Raw genomic sequence first — 16,824 nt, 5'->3', positions numbered from 1 at the left:
TCTGGCGCAGATATCATCGTGGAGCTGGGAAGCTAGTGCTCCCAACAAGGACTCCGAATACATTAGCGCAAACCAACTCCGTTATGACTTAATTGTAGTTGCAATAACGGGGCGGACCATACATTTTTGTGTATTTTTTAAACCAAACCTTGATCTCATTCACCAAATCAAAGCTATTTTTAAATATAATCTAATCATCAAGCCTTTTTATCATTTTTTTAATCATCAAACGTTGCTTTTTTTACTCAGAATGGCAAATTGAACCCATACCGATTAAAAATTGTTTAGTTTAAAAAGGATGTTGTATGTGTTCAGTATTTGGCATTTTAGACATTAAGAGCGATGCAGCAGCATTGCGCCCTATCGCCCTTGAGATGTCGAAAAAGCTTCGTCACCGCGGTCCAGACTGGTCTGGTATTTACTCATCAGAGCGCGCAATTCTAGCGCATGAACGTCTAGCGATCGTTGGCCTAAATAGTGGTGCGCAACCACTATACAGCCCTGATAAAAAACTCATCCTTGCTGTAAACGGTGAAATCTACAACCACAAAGAGATTCGTGCTCGCTACGAAGGCAAATACGAATTCCAAACCGATTCAGATTGTGAAGTTATCCTAGCGCTATACCAAGACATGGGCGCAGACCTTCTTGAAGAACTAAACGGTATTTTTGCATTCGTACTTTACGATGAAGAAAAAGATGAATACTTAGTAGGTCGTGACCACATCGGTATCATTCCGCTTTACCAAGGTTACGATGAGCACGGCAACTACTACGTTGCTTCAGAAATGAAAGCGCTAGTACCAGTATGTAAGACCGTGAGCGAGTTCCCTCCAGGTTGTCACTACGGCAGTGCAGATGCAGAGCCTCAACGCTACTACATCCGCGACTGGAATGAGTATGCAGCAGTACAAGGCAACAGCACTAGCAAAGAAGAATTGACTGAAGCGCTAGAAGCAGCGGTCAAGCGCCAACTGATGACTGACGTGCCTTACGGTGTACTTCTTTCAGGCGGTCTAGATTCTTCTATTACATCTGCGGTAGCAAAACGCTTTGCAGCGATGCGTATTGAAGATGATGAGAAGTCTGAAGCTTGGTGGCCACAATTGCACTCTTTTGCTGTTGGTCTAGAAGGCGCCCCTGATCTGAAAGCGGCTCGTGAAGTTGCCGACCAAATTGGTACGGTTCACCACGAAATGACGTACACCATCCAAGAAGGTTTGGACGCGATTCGTGATGTGATTTACCACATTGAAACTTATGATGTAACAACGATTCGAGCTTCAACACCAATGTTCCTAATGGGTCGTAAGATCAAAGCAATGGGCATCAAGATGGTACTGTCTGGCGAAGGCGCGGATGAGATTTTCGGTGGTTACTTGTACTTCCACAAAGCACCAAACGCTCAAGAATTCCACGAAGAGACTGTACGTAAGCTTCTAGCTCTGAACATGTTTGACTGCGCACGTGCTAACAAATCACTAGCAGCTTGGGGTGTAGAAGGCCGTGTACCTTTCCTAGATAAAGAGTTCATTGATGTAGCAATGCGCTTGAACCCAGCCGACAAGATGTGTGGCAACGGCAAGATGGAGAAACACATTCTTCGTGAGTGTTTCGAGCACTACCTGCCAGAATCGATCGCATGGCGTCAAAAAGAGCAGTTCTCTGATGGCGTAGGCTACAGCTGGATCGATACGTTGAAAGAAGTAGCAGAACAGAAAGTGACGGACCAGCAAATGGAAACAGCGCAATACCGTTTCCCTTACAACACACCAACAACAAAAGAAGGTTATGTATACCGCGAAATCTTTGAAGAGTTGTTCCCACTGCCATCTGCGGCAGAGTGTGTTCCTGGCGGCCCTTCAGTAGCGTGTTCTTCAGCGAAAGCGATTGAATGGGATGAGTCGTTCCAAAACTGTGTTGACCCATCAGGCCGTGCAGTACAGACCGTTCACAACGATTCATACTAGTTTTAAGCGACATCAATAAGGGTTGGCTCCACCAGCCCTTTATGACAGGCATAATAGATACGATCAAAAAGAGGTGCTTTCGCACCTCTTTTTTGTGTTTGATGGAATTAGACTATTTTAAATCTAAATCGCTGTTGTCTATGCTGACAGGTACACGCTTGGTGATCATCTGAACCAGCATAATTGAACGTTTCTCACCATCTTGTTCTTGGAAGATGGCATCAATACCCGCAAACTGTCCGCTCTTCACACGAACCTGATCGCCAGGTTGAGGCATGCATTCATCACTTGCCTGCTCGTCTACGCATTTATCAAGCTGTTTGAGCTCATACACCAAATCGCCCTGTATCTCTTTAGGCTGAGCGCCAAAACGAACAAAGTCTACTACACCTCGCGTAGAGCGAACTGAAGTAAAATTAGGGCCCTGTTCGTAGTCAAATCGGGCAAAAACATAACAAGGGAACAAAGGTTCTTCGACTTTCTGTCGCTTACCTCGCAAGATCTTTTCGACCTCGAAAGTTGGGTAAAAGCACTCTACGCCTTGGTTTTCAAGGTGTTGCTTAGCCCTAACTTGCTCTCCTCGTTTACAATACAATAAATACCAACGTTTCATTTTATTACTAGCCAATTATGTTTTTGTTTCATCCTAGCATTAAGGCCAAGATGAGTCATGGACATTCAAGTAACCTATCAATAAGCCACTTTATATTGCACATACAACTTACACCTTTTCATAAGGTTAAGAAAATAAGTCTATAGACAAAAATGAAAAATAAGTTTGTAACACGACCAATTCACCGACGAAAAGCCCACCAAATCAACGTAGAACCATCATTTAATAAGGCAAACGAATCGTCACATAAAATTTTATTGTTTGTAAGTCATCAAAATGACATGTATACGTAGATTTCGTTAAAAAATGTAATAACTACTATTAGAAGAGCTTATGTCAAACCAACATCAATACTTTGGTCACCCACGTGGCTTGTTCCTTCTGTTCGGTACAGAACTATGGGAACGCTTTTCTTACTACGCAATGCGCGCCATTCTAGTACTGTATTTAACTGACACTACAATGAATGGTGGTCTTGGCTGGTCGACTAAAGATGCCCTAGACCTTTACGGCATCTATACTGGACTTGTCTACATCACGCCTCTTATCGGTGGTTACCTTGCGGATAACTACTTGGGTCAACGCCGTTCAATCCTGATTGGTGGTGCGTTAATGGCTATTGGCCAGTTCACACTAGCAATGCCAGCAGATGCACTAGGTCTTGGCTCTCTACACACTTTCTACCTAGGTCTTGCTCTGCTTATCTGTGGTAACGGCCTATTTAAGCCAAACATTTCAACCATGGTTGGTGACCTTTACAACGAAGGTGATAACCGTCGTGATGGCGCATTCACTATCTTCTATATGGGTATCAACCTAGGTGCGCTACTTGCTGGTGTCGTTTCAGGTTCAGTAACCAATGAATTTGGTTGGAAAGCAGGTTTCATTGCCGCTGGTGTTGGTATGATCATCAGCCTTGTGATGCAAATGACTATGGCGCAATCTTGGTTAGGTGACATTGGCCGTGTACCAGCAGCTAAACGTGACTTAGCAATTAAGAAATCTGCGAAAAAAGAGCCTCTAACGAAAGAAGAAGTCGACCGTATCAAGGTTATCCTTGTGATGAGCCTGTTTACGATCGTTTTCTGGGCGGGCTTTGAGCAGGCTGGCGGTCTAATGAACATCTACACGCAACAATACACAGATCGTATGATCGGTGGCTTTGAAGTTCCTGCTGCGTGGTTCCAATCACTAAACCCATTCTTCATTATTACTCTTGCACCTGTATTAGCCGTTCTATGGGTGAAACTGGGTAAACGTGAACCTAACTCACCAATGAAGTTCGCTTTTGCGATGTTCTTCCTAGCACTAGGCTTCCTATGTATGGTTGGTGCTGTTATGGAGCAAGGTGGTGATACTGCGGTTAAAACATCAATGCTATGGCTAGTCGGCGCGTTCTTCTTCCATACGTTGGGTGAACTGTGTCTATCTCCTATTGGTCTATCTCTAGTAACTAAGCTAGCTCCGCTACGTCTTGCATCACTAATGATGGGTGCATGGTTCGGTTGTAACGCAATCGCAAACTACGTTGCTGGTTATGTTGGTTCCCACGTAGGTGAACTAGGCGCACTAGCAATCTTCAGCGGTATCGCAGTAACAGCAACTGTTTCTGGTGTGATTCTACTGTTGTTCTCTAACACTCTCGTTCGTTGGATGCATGGTGCTGAAAACACGCACAGCACAGCGGAACAGATTGAAGAGCAACAAACTCAAATCGCTTAATATTAAAGTGCAAATAAAAACAAAGGGTCGCAATCGCGACCCTTTTTGTTGTCTCTTATCCGCGCCACTTTAAGACACGTTCAATCAACGGTTACAGCTTAGAGCGAACTAACTCTACCATCATCTCGATGTGGTCATCGTTATCATTCAGACATGGAATGTAGCTGAAGCTCTCGCCCCCTGCTTCTAGGTAAATCTCTCGGCACTCTTCTGAGATCTCTTCTAGCGTTTCTAAACAGTCTGCAGAGAACGCAGGAGTCAGCACGTTGAGCTTCTTCTTGCCCTTACTTGGTAGCACTTCTAGTGTCTTGTCCGTGTATGGTTGTAGCCACTCTTCTCGACCAAAGCGAGACTGGTAAGTCATGCCGATCTGGTCGTCACTCAAACCTAGCGCTTCTCCAAGCAAGCGTGTTGTCTCTGTACAATGCTTAGGATAGATATCTCCGTTGTCTGCGTAGCGCTTAGGGATACCATGGTAAGAACAAAGCAGGTAATCGCCTTGACCATGTTCAGCCCAATGTTCACGAACTGATTGAGCAAGTGCAGCGATGTACTTAGGATGATTGTGGTAGTCGCGGATAAAGCTAAATTCTGGCATTACAGGTATGTTTTTGAATGCTTTCGTCATGCCATCAGAAACAGCCGCGGTCGTAGTGCCTGAGTATTGCGGGTAAAGCGGCAATACAATCACTTCTTCTACGCCTTGAGCTTGCAACGCTTCAAAGCCTGATTGCAGACTTGGGTTGCCATAAGTCATGCCTAACTCAACAGGCATATCAAGTGCCGCAGCAAGCTTCTGAGCTTGTCGTTTTGAGTACACCATCAAAGGCGATCCCTCTTCCATCCAAACCGATTGATAAAGCTTGGCTACTTTTGGAGAGCGGATTGGTAGAATGACACCGTGAAGAATCGGACACCAAAGCCAACGCGTCATATCAACGACACGGTGATCATGAAGAAACTGACTTAGAAAGCGTTTAACGGCCGGTGCGGTTGGCTCATCAGGCGTACCTAAGTTAACCAGTAACACGCCCTGTTTATTATTGTTGTTTTTCATAACATCCTATTCATGGTAAACGGCTTGGTTTGTACGGCGCATCGAACCAAATGGTTCAGCGTACTTTCAGGCTAAATAAAAAAGCGACCCGAGGGTCGCTTTTAAATATATCAAAATATTAAATTTTGCCGTTAGCAAATTATGCTAGCGCTTTCTCAATATCTGCGCTTACTTCTGCAACTTGCTTAGTACCGTCGAATTTAAGGTACTTAGTGTTGCCTGCTTCAGCTTCTTTACCGTAGTAGTTGATAAGCGGAGCAGTTTGCTCGTGGTAAACACCTAGACGTGCACGTACTGTTTCTTCTTTGTCGTCATCACGAACAACAAGGTCTTCACCAGTAACGTCATCTTTACCTTCCACTTTAGGTGGGTTGTAAACAACGTGGTAAGTACGACCTGAAGGAAGGTGAGCACGACGACCCGCCATACGCTCAACGATCACGTCGTCAGCTACGTCGAATTCGATAACGTAATCTACGTCAACGCCCATTTCTTTTAGGCCATCAGCCTGAGGGATAGTGCGTGGGAAACCATCTAGTAGGAAACCTTTTTCGCAATCGTCTTGAGCAATACGCTCTTTGATTAGGCCAAGGATGATTTCATCAGAAACTAGCTGACCAGCGTCGATAACAGCTTTAGCTTGTTTGCCAAGTTCTGTACCTGCTTTGATAGCAGCACGAAGCATATCACCAGTAGAGATTTGTGGAATACCGTATTTATCCATGATGAAGTTTGCTTGTGTGCCTTTACCTGCACCTGGAGCACCTAGAAGAATGATGCGCATGATTTATCCTCTTTAATATTTAAGATTTATACCGAAGCTCACAATAACTGGACTTCTAGGTCATTAACCCTACGAAGTGCTCACAACGATAAGTTTCGGTATAACGTTTAGGCGAGCCAAAATACACGCCTTATTACTCACATTCAAGTGTTGCGATTCTAACACAGGTTCACTACGCAATGAGCAGATTAAGACTAAAGAATGTTAGCGATGCCTGCTTTCGAGCTTTATTGATTATTAACTCAACACTCAAAGTGTGAATCTATGCGTTTACAAACAAAAAGCTCGCATTTCGCGAGCTTTTTGTTGATGTTTGGTTATTAAACCTTAGTCAAAAGCTTGTTGATGGCACGAACAAATTGCGTTGGATCTTCCATCGAACCGCGCTCTGCTAACATCGCTTGGCCTAGTAGCACTTCAACCCAACGTCCGAATGCTTCTTCATCCGCTTCGTCCGCCATGCGCTTCACTAGCTCATGCTCTGGGTTGATTTCAAAGATGTACTTCACTTCTGGTACCGCTTGACCCGCCGCTTCAAGAAGCTTCGCCATCTGCGTGCCCATTTCGAAATCATCCGTCACGACAACTGCTGGCGTAGTCGCAAGCTTGAACGTCGTACGAACCTCTTTTACTCGGTCGCCTAGGTAAGACTGGGTGCGCTCAACAACAGATTTAAACTCTTCTTCCGTTTCTTTCTGCTTTTCTTTTTCCGCTTCGTCTTCAAACTTACTTAGGTCTAAGCCTGCTTTAGTAATCGACTGGAACTGCTTACCATCAAACTCAGTCAGGTAGTTCATCAACCACTCATCAATGCGGTCAAACATCAAGATAACTTCGATGCCTTTCGCTTTGAACTGCTCTAAGTGCGGGCTGTTCTTCGCAGCTGCGTAGCTGTCTGCCGTTAGGTAGTAAATCTTATCTTGGCCTTCTTTCATGCGTTCAATGTAAGAAGCTAAACCAACGGTTTGTTCAGCAGAGTCCACTTCAGTAGACGCAAAGCGCAATAGACCAGCAACTTTCTCTTTGTTTGCCATGTCTTCTGCAACGCCTTCCTTCATGACAAGGCCGAACTCTTTCCAGAATGATTGGTATTTCTCTTCATCATTCTTCGCCATACGCTCAAGCATAGTAAGTACACGCTTGGTACATGCGTTGCGAAGTGACTGAGTGACCTTGTTATCTTGCAGAATTTCGCGTGATACGTTCAAAGGCAGATCGTTTGAATCAATCAAACCACGAATAAAGCGCAAGTAAGAAGGCATAAACTGCTCAGCGTCATCCATGATGAATACGCGTTGTACATACAGTTTTAAGCCTGATTTATGATCACGGTTCATCATATCCCATGGTGCTTTCGCAGGGATGTAAAGCAAGCTCGTGTAATCGTTCTTACCTTCTACACGGTTGTGACTCCAAGTAAGAGGATCAGCAAAATCATGAGAAACGTGTTTGTAGAACTCTTGGTACTCTTCATCCGAGATATCGGATTTATTGCGTGTCCAAAGTGCTTGAGCTTTATTGATTTGCTCCCACTTCTTCTCACCCGTTTCTTTGCCTTCGTCATCGCGAACCGCAGTTTGGATAGAAACAGGGATACCAATATGGTCAGAGTATTTGCTGATCACATCACGTAGACGCCATTCGTTTAGAAACTCTTTGCCCTCTTCACGCATGTGAAGCACGATGTCAGTACCACGAGAGTCTTTGGTGATAGTCTCGATGGTGTAATCACCTTCGCCAGCTGAGTGCCATTGAACGGCTTCTGCAGCAGGAAGACCAGCCGCACGAGTGCGAACCGTTACGGCATCTGCAACGATGAATGCAGAGTAGAAACCCACACCGAACTGACCGATAAGTTGAGAGTCTTTGCTCTGCTCATCCGACAGCTTTGAGAAAAATTCTGCTGTCCCTGATTTTGCGATCGTACCTAAATGTTCAATCACATCATCACGGCTCATACCGATGCCGTTATCAGAGATGGTTAATGTGTTAGCATTTTCATCAAACGCTAGCTTAACGCCAAGGTCAGCATTACCCTCGTATAAATCTGGAGTAGATAGCGCTTTGAAACGAAGCTTATCTGATGCGTCAGACGCGTTTGAGATCAACTCACGTAGAAAAATCTCTTTGTTGGAATAAAGAGAGTGAATCATCAGGTGAAGTAGTTGTTTTACTTCTGATTGAAAGCCACGAGTTTCTTTGTTTTGAGATACGGTTTCGCTCATGTTTGCTCCATAACATCTAAACTAAATAGACTTTTAATGACAAAGCCCTAACCGCCGCCTCATAAAAGCGACATTACTAAGATGTCATTTAACATGTGGCTGACAAATGTAAATTCAAGGTCAATATTGCTAAAAACGGTGTTTTTTTAGAAAATTTTAATTATCCTACGTCCCTAAAAGCATCTAAAACGTAGCACATGTCTTTTTGCGCACGCCTTGTTATGTGACGCAAATCACTATAATTACAGAATCATCCATCTAAGAAGAACTAAATGACTAACATAGGCACCAAATTTCTGCTTGCTCAAAGATTTGTCTTTGACCCAAATAGTAATTCGCTCGCTGACCAACAAAATGGCAACGAAGTTGTACGATTAGGAAGCAACGAAAGCCGTATTCTCCTCATGTTGGCAGAGAGACCTAACGAAGTGATAACGCGTAACGAGCTGCACGAGTTCGTTTGGCGTGAGCAAGGCTTTGAGGTGGATGATTCAAGCCTAACTCAGGCTATCTCGACGCTGCGTAAAATGTTGAAGGACTCAACAAAATCACCAGAATTCGTAAAAACCGTACCAAAACGCGGCTACCAACTTATCAGTACGGTTGAGCGCTTAAGCCCACTTTCTTCTGATTCAATCTCTGAACTTGATGAACAAGAAGAAGAGAACGAAGCACCCGTTGTCGACCTAGAGCAATTTGCAGAATCTGCGGTTGAGACTCCGGTAGACAAAACAACAGAAGCCGAAGTGACGGTTGAAAAACCTAAAACGACTCCATCACAAAAGAACGCAAACTGGCTGTTTCGTATTTTAGTTGTGGTTGCAGTGTTACTGCCTGTTTGTGTACTGATGCTGACTAACCCTGCGGAATCTCAATTCCGTCAAATTGGTGAATACCACAACGTTCCGGTAATGACACCAGTTAACCACCCTCAGTTAAACGATTGGATGCCTTCGATTGAACAGTGCATCAAACGCTACGTGGAGCACCACGCAGAAGAGTCCTCTCCGGTAGAAGTGATCGCAACTGGTGGTCAAAACAACCAACTGATACTGAACTACATTCACGACAGCGAGCATTCCTACGAGAACGTGACGCTGCGTATTTTCGCTGGTCGTAATGACCCAACAGACATCTGCAATTAAAGGAGGCTGAAATGAAGATTAAGATAGCATCTGCGGTTTTGGCCGTATCAATCCTTTTTAGTGGTTGGTTATACTGGGGAAGTGACCTGAAAATAGAACAGGTTCTCACATCAAACGAATGGCAATCGACCATGGTGACACTGATCACCGATAACTTGCCAGACGATACGGTTGGTCCTCTACGTAAAGTCAATGTGGAATCGAATGTGAAGTACTTGCCTAATGGCGATTACATTCGCGTGGCAAACATTCGCCTGTTTGCTCAAGGTTCTAATACAGAATCCACGATCAATATTTCTGAGAAAGGCCGTTGGGAAGTGAGTGACAACTACTTGCTTGTCTCACCAGCTGAATTCAAAGATATTTCAGCTTCTCAATCTAAAGATTTCTCTGAGTCACAACTTCGTCTCATCACACAAATCTTTAAGTTGGATGCAGAGCAAAGCCGTCGCATTGACATAGTGAACGAAAAAACGTTACTACTGACTAGCCTGAACCACGGTTCTACGGTACTGTTTAGAAACTGATTTTGATTCGATGATAAGGGGGCAAGATGCCCCCTTTTATTTTGCACATGGACTGGCTAGATACCCTCACTCTCTTCTTTGGCTCTCTTATCGCAAATACGCTCGCTTCCCTCTCTGGTGGTGGCGCTGGGTTACTGCAATTTCCGTTATTGATCTTTCTTGGCTTGCCTTTCTCCGTCGCACTAGGGACACATAAAGTCGCTTCCGTTGCCCTTGGACTCGGTGCTGCGAGTACACATCTAAAAGCCGGGACAATAAAACCTAAAGTCGCGCTTTATCTGATTCTGGTCGGCAGCATCGGAGTCGTGATTGGTGCAAACCTGATTGTCCAAATTCCCGATAACATCGCTGAGAAAATGCTCGGGGCGATGATCCTTGCTCTTGGAATTTACTCTCGCTTTAAGAAACAACTGGGGCAGACAGAGATACCAACTCATCGTGATACCTTTGGCTGGATAGTCGGCGGGTTAGGTTTGATGTTCATTGGTGTAGTGAATGGTTCGTTGACTGCAGGTTCTGGCTTACTTGTTACCCTCTTCCTTGTTCGTTGGTTTGGTTACGACTACAAGCAAGCAGTAGCCTACACAATGATTTGTGTCGGTCTGTTTTGGAACGGTATTGGTGGCGTCGCAGTGGTACAAGCCGGAGCACCAATTCATTGGGCCTGGTTACCGGTTTTATTAGTGAGTTCATTTTTAGGCGGCAGCTTAGGTGCATGGGCGGCGACAAAGTACAGCAATCGAGTTATCAAAATCGCGTTTGAGATCCTCACCTTTGCGGTGGGAATAAGGCTACTGCTTTAGTATTTAAAGAAAGGAAATAAGAAATGAATAAAGCCATCATAGACATTCACTACTGTCGTCAGTGCAATTGGATGTTGCGTTCAACTTGGCTATCACAAGAATTGCTTCACACGTTCAGTGAAGAGATTGAAACCGTCAGCTTACATCCTGATACGGGTGGCCGTTTTGAGATTTTTTGCAATGGTGTCCAGATTTGGGAACGTAAAAAAGACGGAGGTTTCCCTGAAGCCAAAATTCTAAAGCAACGTGTAAGAGACATCATCGATCCAGAGCGCGATTTGGGGCATTCAGATACAAAATAGGGAGCCAATTGGCTCCCTTGCTTCTTTATCCAATTCACGATTTATTCGATAACTCGATCATTAAATCGTAGTCTGAGCCAGCACTTCACCTTCAGGTGTTTGCACTGTCAGCGTATTGCCTTCCATCAAACCATAACTGCGTGGCAATCCGTTTCTTGGGAAGGTCATAGAACCAGGATTGAAAATCACCGCCCCTTCTTGCATCTCTGCCACTGGGACATGAGTATGGCCATGAGCAATGATATCGCCTTCACGCAGTGGTGGACGTTTCGCACTGTTGTACAAGTGACCATGAGTGAGGAACACACGCTTGCCTGACTCTAATAGCAGCCAAGCGTAGTCTGTCATCATTGGGAAGTTCAGCAGCATTTGGTCTACTTCGCTGTCACAGTTACCGCGCACAGAAATGATCTGCTCACTGTACTGGTTAAGCAACTCCGCTACTTGTGGAGGATTGTAACCTTCTGGAACCGGGTTTCTTGGCCCATGGTTGAGCGTATCACCCAACAAGATAAGATGATCGGCACCAGAGGCTAAGTAAAGCTGAATGGTTTCTTCGGTTGCTGGCAAAGAGCCGTGCAAGTCTGAGGCAAAAAATAATTTCACGACATCGTCTCCTCAAAAGTAATGAGGCTATTCTACGGCATTCTTATAGAAGCTCAACCGAAGTCAGAAACTAGTGGTTACGAAGCATTTCAACCAACATTGGCACCAAGTAGAACCACGCAAAGTAACCGGCACCGACCAAGACCACCGCCCAAAAGATCATCGATAGGAACTTAGACTTAGCTAAATGATTTAATGGGTCGGGTTCTCCGCACCCCGGACAGGTATGAGCTCGTTTTGAAATTTGTTTCTCACATACAGGACAAGCGACTAGCGGCATGACATGACATCCTCAATTATTTCTTTAATTCTCAAAGAATAAGCCTCAGATTGCGGATATGCAATGGCACAGATAAGCAATTCGAATGGGGTTTGCTAAATGTCGCTCACCTGAGAAAACTTATTGCCCTAATTATGAGTGAGCCTCACAACAAACACGCCTATAACTCTTCTCGTGCCATGCCGTTAATCACGATATTGTTGTAACTCACCATGCCAATAACCTCACCGTTTTCAATCACTGGTGCACGACTAATACCGAAGCGCTCAAATAAACGCGCGCAATATTTCACATTCATATTAGGATCGACAGAGAGCGCGGGCTTGGTCATGATTTCATAAAGATTGGTTCGTTGTGGCGAGCGGTTTTTCGCCAATACTTTTTTCGCAATATCGTTCATTAATACAATTCCGTACTCATCATCCTCATCGCGTTTTTTCACCACAAGCGCTTTCACTTCACTCTTTCTTGCTAGGGTTATCCCTTCATGGACCGTAATTAACCCATCAACAATGATGTAGGTCGCTGCCATTACGTCTCTAACTCGAATCAACTCATGATGGCTCATAACTCGTCCTCTACTACTTTGGTCAGTTTCTCTACTTGGTGCGCAACGCCCACTGCGTCTTCCACATCAATCTGCACCGCGATGCCTTGACCAGACTCTTGATCAAACTCCCCGACCTCACTGATCGTCTCCAAAATGTGCCTCGATAAATGTTCTTCCACCACAAACAACAACACGTCTTTTTGTACTTCTAGAGTCAGACCAAAGAAGGTTCGTTTTTGGTTTAAACCTTGCCCCCGAGCATTGTTGATCACGGTTGCACCTGTCGCACCTGCATCACGTGCGGCATCGAGCACTTTGTCAGTTTTGCTGTCTTCAACAAAGGCCAGAATCAATTTAAAGCGCATTTTCTTTCTCCTCCGCGGTCTCTTTGTTCAACCACTGGGTGATTTGGGCATAGCCCATGACGGAAATCATTGGGAATAAGCTGGCAAAGGCGATCAAACCAAAGCCATCAATCATTGGGTTTCGTCCCGGAACCGTTGACGCTAACCCCAAGCCAAGAGCAGTCACCAAGGGAACAGTCACCGTCGACGTCGTCACACCACCGGAATCGTAGGCCAAAGGCACAATTAGCTTTGGCGCATAAAAGGTTTGAATCACCACCACGATGTAACCCGCGATGATGTAGTAATGAATCGGGTCGCCCACCACAATCCGGTAGCTTCCAAGTGCAATACCCACCGCAACACCTAATGCGACGGCAACACGTAATCCATTGACACTAATACTGCCGCCAGACACTTGATTAGCTTTGATGGCGACCGCTATGAGAGAAGGCTCCGCTATCGTAGTGCTAAAACCAATAAAGAACGCAAAAATGTACACCCAATAGTAATCAACCCAACTTAAGGCTTGGCCAATTGAAACTTTAAACTCCCGAAGGAAATCAGGTGCGGTCAGTTGCGTCGCCATGGTTTCACCAAGTGGAAACAGCGCCATCTCCAAACCAAGCAAAAACAACGATAACCCTAAAATAACGTAACCAAAGCCAAGTATTACTTTGGGTAAGTTTGAAATTGGACGGCGCAGCACTGCCAACTGAAAACCGAAGATAATGGTCGCGATAGGAACCACATCACTGATGGTTGAGATAAAAGTATCGATGAAATGCGCAAAGGAAATCATGCCACCACCATCCCGTAAACCATGACAAACATCATCGGTAACAAAGAGGCAAACGCGATAAGTCCAAACCCATCAATCATGGGGTTTCGACCTTTAATCGCCGAAGCCAGTCCAACCCCAAGCGCAGTCACCAATGGCACCGTGATGGTAGAAGTCGTCACACCGCCAGAATCGTAAGCCACACCAATGATGGATTCCGGCGCAAATCCAGTCAGGATCACAACGCCGATGTAGCCTCCGATGATCATATATTGAATCGGCCAACCTTTAAGAATCCGAAGTACGCCTAATACAATCGCCACGCCCACCGACAAAGCAACCGTTAAGCGCAAGCCATCTGCGTATTCCTCCATTGATTGCTCAGTATTGGCGATCATCCCTCCCTCGGCCGCTACCTCCGAAGCTTCTTCCGCTACAGCTGTCAATGCCGGTTCAGCAATGGTTGTCCCAAAGCCTAAACAGAATGCGAAAATCAGCAGCCAAAACACGCTACCTTTGTTGGCAAAAGCTTGCGCCATGTTTTCGCCAATCGGGAATAAACCCAGCTCTAAGCCAAAAATGAAAAAGGTTAAACCCAGAATAACCAGTAAGAGGCCAAATAAAATCGAGACCAGATTAGGAAGTGGCTCTTGAAGCACCACAAGTTGGAAGAAGGTAATAACAAGGACAATCGGCAGCAAATCACGGGCGCTACTTAGCAAGGCTCGAAACAGAGCAACAAATGCTTCCATATTCCCCTCCTAGCAACGCTTCATCCTTTCTAAATTCAGCATGACACAGTTTGTTGAAGCTAAGTGTGAGCAACGCTCAATGCTTGATAACATTCTGTTACATTTACTCAAACTGTGAGCTTTGCATCGCTTGGTAAGAAATCGCTACTAAACCATTAGGAACTAATAATAAAATCGACATCGCAAGTAATTGAAATGATCATGCAAGGCGGTTAACGACTATAATGTTTGAATGGTTTTACAATCAAAGGGATGACATGAAGATATTACTGACTGGCGGTACAGGCTTTATTGGTTCAGAGCTCCTTAAGCTCCTGACTACGCACCAAGTTATTTTGTTGACGCGTAACCCTGCGCAGGCAAAACAGCGATTACAGCATGCCGATGTCGGTAACATTCAATATCTAGACTCCCTAGATTCGATTGAAGATCTCAATGACGTCGATGCGGTGATTAACCTTGCCGGCGAACCGATTGCAGATAAACGCTGGAGCAAGGAGCAGAAAGAGGTCATTTGTAACAGCCGGTGGAAAGTGACCGAGCGAATCGTTGAATTGATTCACGCCAGTACCGAACCACCAGCGGTATTTATCAGCGGCTCTGCGGTTGGCTATTACGGCGATCAACAAGATCACCCTTTTGACGAATGCTTACACGTAAATAGTGAAGCATTTGCGCACTATGTTTGTGCTCGTTGGGAACAAATTGCCAAGCGTGCAGAATCCGAACAAACTCGAGTGTGCATACTTCGAACGGGCTTAGTGCTTGGACAAAACGGTGGAGCACTTGCCAAAATGCTTCTCCCCTATAAGCTCGGTTTAGGTGGCCCACTAGGAAGCGGTAAACAGTACATGCCTTGGATTCATATTTTGGATATGGTTAGGGCTATCATGTATTTGCTTGAAACACCGCATGCTCATGGCGAGTTCAACTTATGTGCCCCACACCCTGTCAGCAACAGAATCTTTAGTGGCACGTTGGCGAAAACCCTTAAACGACCACATATCCTGTTTACCCCTAAATGGGTCATGAACATGGCAATGGGCGAATCGTCTTGTTTGCTGTTTGATAGCGTTCGAGCCAAACCTAAAAAGCTCACCGAGCTTGGCTTCAAGTTCAGCTATTCTCGCGTCGAGCCAGCACTCAAGAACTTGCTTCAAGACAGAAGTTGTTGAATCATAAGGCTCACTACCTCCTTTTGTGAGCCCTAATATGAAAAAGTCAGTTCTGATCACCGGATGCTCCACAGGCATCGGATACGTATGTGCCCATGCTTTACAAAAAGAGGGCTTCCACGTTATTGCCTCGTGTCGCAACGAACAAGATGTTCAACGCTTAACCAGTGAAGGCTTAACCTGCATTCAGTTAGATCTTAATGATCCTCAAAGTATTTCTGCTGGAGTTTCTACAGCTCTGGAACTGGCCCAGGGAAAGCTCTATGCCGTATTTAACAATGGCGCTTATGGACAACCTGGCGCATTAGAAGATCTACCTACAGAAGCACTTCAAACACAATTTCAGACCAACTTTTTTGGCTGGCACCAACTCGTAAGAGAAGTGTTGCCACACATGCGCAAACAGGGTGAAGGAAGAATCATCCAAAACAGCTCTGTGCTAGGGTTTGCTGCGATGAAATATCGTGGTGCCTATAACGCCTCTAAATTCGCTCTTGAAGGCTGGACAGACACGCTACGTTTGGAATTGATGGACACCAACATCAAAGTTGCACTGATCGAACCCGGCCCAATAGAAACCCAGTTTAGACAAAATGCCTTAAAAGCGTTTGAGCAGTGGATTGATGTGGAAAACAGTGTCCACAGAGCAGCTTACGAAGGGCAAAAGCAGCGTTTAGATAACGACAAGTCGAACAACAAATTTGTCCTTCCTGCTGAGTCTTGTATTGAGCCAGTGCTTAACGCACTCACCAGTGATAAACCCAAAATCCGTTACCGAATCACCACACCGACCAAAGTGTTTGCGGTATTAAAGCGCCTGTTACCAACTCGTATTCTTGATAATATTTTGCGACAAGCAGCATAAAAAATTTTTATCACGATGTAATTTTACCGTAACAATGTGATGTCATTATGAGCATGTAGGTTAAGAAAACCTCAATGTTCGAATCAATTTCTAAGTCAGTATCTTCACCCATCGTGCCTGAACGTGGTGTAGATACTCACTATAGATTTGGTATCGCCACCCTTTCTGTTTTGTATTTTCGCGAGACAATAATGACATTAAATCAGCTTAACTGGCTTAGTGTGGGTGTAGTGTTGACCATGTTCATCCTATTTTGATACCACACCCAGCACACTACTATAACGTCTAACAAGACTCTCTAAACCGTGCTGGACTAGCCAAAT

General features: G+C 44.9%; 19 protein-coding genes. 9 read left to right on the top strand and 10 right to left on the bottom strand.

The window, feature by feature from the left end; genetic code table 11:
• Positions 1-262: hypothetical protein (locus ATB78_RS29965; RefSeq protein ID WP_208990577.1), on the top strand; the 262-nt coding region annotated here is incomplete at its 5' end.
• Between the two features lie 43 nt (positions 263-305).
• Positions 306-1,970, top strand: coding sequence for an asparagine synthase B (asnB, locus tag ATB78_RS26170; protein WP_009707221.1), 1,665 nt, complete (start codon positions 306-308; stop codon positions 1,968-1,970).
• Between the two features lie 112 nt (positions 1,971-2,082).
• Here asnB and rfaH read toward each other — a convergent pair whose 3' ends face one another.
• Positions 2,083-2,583 (bottom strand): transcription/translation regulatory transformer protein RfaH, encoded by a 501-nt coding sequence (rfaH, locus tag ATB78_RS26165; RefSeq protein WP_005436951.1) that lies wholly within the window; start codon positions 2,581-2,583, stop codon positions 2,083-2,085.
• Positions 2,584-2,916: 333 nt separating this feature from the next.
• Here rfaH and ATB78_RS26160 point away from each other — a divergent pair, with 333 nt between their 5' ends.
• Entirely contained in the window at positions 2,917-4,305 is a 1,389-nt protein-coding gene (locus ATB78_RS26160) for a peptide MFS transporter (RefSeq protein WP_009707222.1), read from the top strand.
• A 91-nt stretch (positions 4,306-4,396) separates the two neighbouring features.
• Here the strand turns inward: ATB78_RS26160 and hemH are convergent, their stop codons facing one another.
• The 3 genes from hemH to htpG form a co-directional block, all read right to left on the bottom strand.
• Entirely contained in the window at positions 4,397-5,362 is a 966-nt protein-coding gene (hemH, locus tag ATB78_RS26155) for a ferrochelatase (protein WP_061011000.1), read from the bottom strand.
• A 139-nt stretch (positions 5,363-5,501) separates the two neighbouring features.
• Positions 5,502-6,146 (bottom strand): adenylate kinase, encoded by a 645-nt coding sequence (gene adk / locus ATB78_RS26150; RefSeq protein ID WP_005425498.1) that lies wholly within the window; start codon positions 6,144-6,146, stop codon positions 5,502-5,504.
• A 320-nt stretch (positions 6,147-6,466) separates the two neighbouring features.
• Complete coding sequence (gene htpG / locus ATB78_RS26145) at positions 6,467-8,371, bottom strand: molecular chaperone HtpG (RefSeq protein WP_061010999.1); 1,905 nt, start codon at positions 8,369-8,371, stop codon at positions 6,467-6,469.
• 272 nt (positions 8,372-8,643) lie between these two features.
• On the opposite strand from htpG, the gene ATB78_RS26140 reads away from it, so the two are divergent.
• From ATB78_RS26140 to ATB78_RS26125, 4 genes are read left to right on the top strand one after another with little or no spacing between them, the layout of a single operon-like run.
• The gene (locus tag ATB78_RS26140) at positions 8,644-9,516 is read left to right on the top strand and encodes a transcriptional regulator (protein ID WP_061010998.1); all 873 of its coding nucleotides are present in this window, start codon (positions 8,644-8,646) and stop codon (positions 9,514-9,516) included.
• An 11-nt stretch (positions 9,517-9,527) separates the two neighbouring features.
• Positions 9,528-10,043 (top strand): regulatory protein ToxS, encoded by a 516-nt coding sequence (locus tag ATB78_RS26135; protein ID WP_061010997.1) that lies wholly within the window; start codon positions 9,528-9,530, stop codon positions 10,041-10,043.
• Positions 10,044-10,090: 47 nt separating this feature from the next.
• Positions 10,091-10,846 (top strand): sulfite exporter TauE/SafE family protein, encoded by a 756-nt coding sequence (locus ATB78_RS26130; protein ID WP_061011001.1) that lies wholly within the window; start codon positions 10,091-10,093, stop codon positions 10,844-10,846.
• Positions 10,847-10,869: 23 nt separating this feature from the next.
• A complete protein-coding gene (locus ATB78_RS26125; RefSeq protein WP_061010996.1) occupies positions 10,870-11,148 on the top strand; it encodes a SelT/SelW/SelH family protein in 279 nt (92 codons plus the stop codon).
• A 60-nt stretch (positions 11,149-11,208) separates the two neighbouring features.
• On the opposite strand, the gene yfcE is transcribed toward ATB78_RS26125, so the two are convergent.
• From yfcE to ATB78_RS26095, 6 genes are all read right to left on the bottom strand, one after another.
• A complete protein-coding gene (yfcE, locus tag ATB78_RS26120; protein WP_005436936.1) occupies positions 11,209-11,754 on the bottom strand; it encodes a phosphodiesterase in 546 nt (181 codons plus the stop codon).
• 70 nt (positions 11,755-11,824) lie between these two features.
• Entirely contained in the window at positions 11,825-12,034 is a 210-nt protein-coding gene (locus ATB78_RS26115; protein WP_009707229.1) for a hypothetical protein, read from the bottom strand.
• A 160-nt stretch (positions 12,035-12,194) separates the two neighbouring features.
• Complete coding sequence (locus ATB78_RS26110) at positions 12,195-12,602, bottom strand: CBS domain-containing protein (protein WP_009707230.1); 408 nt, start codon at positions 12,600-12,602, stop codon at positions 12,195-12,197.
• Positions 12,599-12,949 carry a P-II family nitrogen regulator gene (locus tag ATB78_RS26105; protein ID WP_005436932.1) on the bottom strand — a complete coding sequence of 117 codons (351 nt, stop codon included), beginning with the start codon at positions 12,947-12,949 and terminating at the stop codon, positions 12,599-12,601. Before ATB78_RS26105 ends, ATB78_RS26110 begins: the two co-directional genes overlap by 4 nt.
• Positions 12,939-13,730, bottom strand: coding sequence for a DUF1538 domain-containing protein (locus ATB78_RS26100; RefSeq protein WP_039985962.1), 792 nt, complete (start codon positions 13,728-13,730; stop codon positions 12,939-12,941). The genes ATB78_RS26105 and ATB78_RS26100 overlap by 11 nt, the downstream gene beginning before the upstream one ends.
• Entirely contained in the window at positions 13,727-14,461 is a 735-nt protein-coding gene (locus ATB78_RS26095) for a DUF1538 domain-containing protein (RefSeq protein ID WP_005436927.1), read from the bottom strand. Before ATB78_RS26095 ends, ATB78_RS26100 begins: the two co-directional genes overlap by 4 nt.
• Positions 14,462-14,718: 257 nt before the next feature.
• Here ATB78_RS26095 and ATB78_RS26090 point away from each other — a divergent pair, with 257 nt between their 5' ends.
• On the top strand, positions 14,719-15,636 hold the full coding sequence (locus ATB78_RS26090) for a TIGR01777 family oxidoreductase (RefSeq protein ID WP_027726824.1): 918 nt from the start codon (positions 14,719-14,721) through the stop codon (positions 15,634-15,636).
• A gap of 37 nt (positions 15,637-15,673) precedes the next feature.
• Positions 15,674-16,501 carry an SDR family oxidoreductase gene (locus ATB78_RS26085; protein ID WP_061010995.1) on the top strand — a complete coding sequence of 276 codons (828 nt, stop codon included), beginning with the start codon at positions 15,674-15,676 and terminating at the stop codon, positions 16,499-16,501.
• Positions 16,502-16,824: the final 323 nt, after the last annotated feature.

It is taken from the genome of Vibrio sp. CUB2 (assembly GCF_001557945.1).
Classification (GTDB): Bacteria; Pseudomonadota; Gammaproteobacteria; order Enterobacterales; family Vibrionaceae; genus Vibrio; species Vibrio owensii.
Note: the sequence above shows the minus strand (reverse complement) of the source record. Positions and strands in the feature narration are given on the sequence as shown.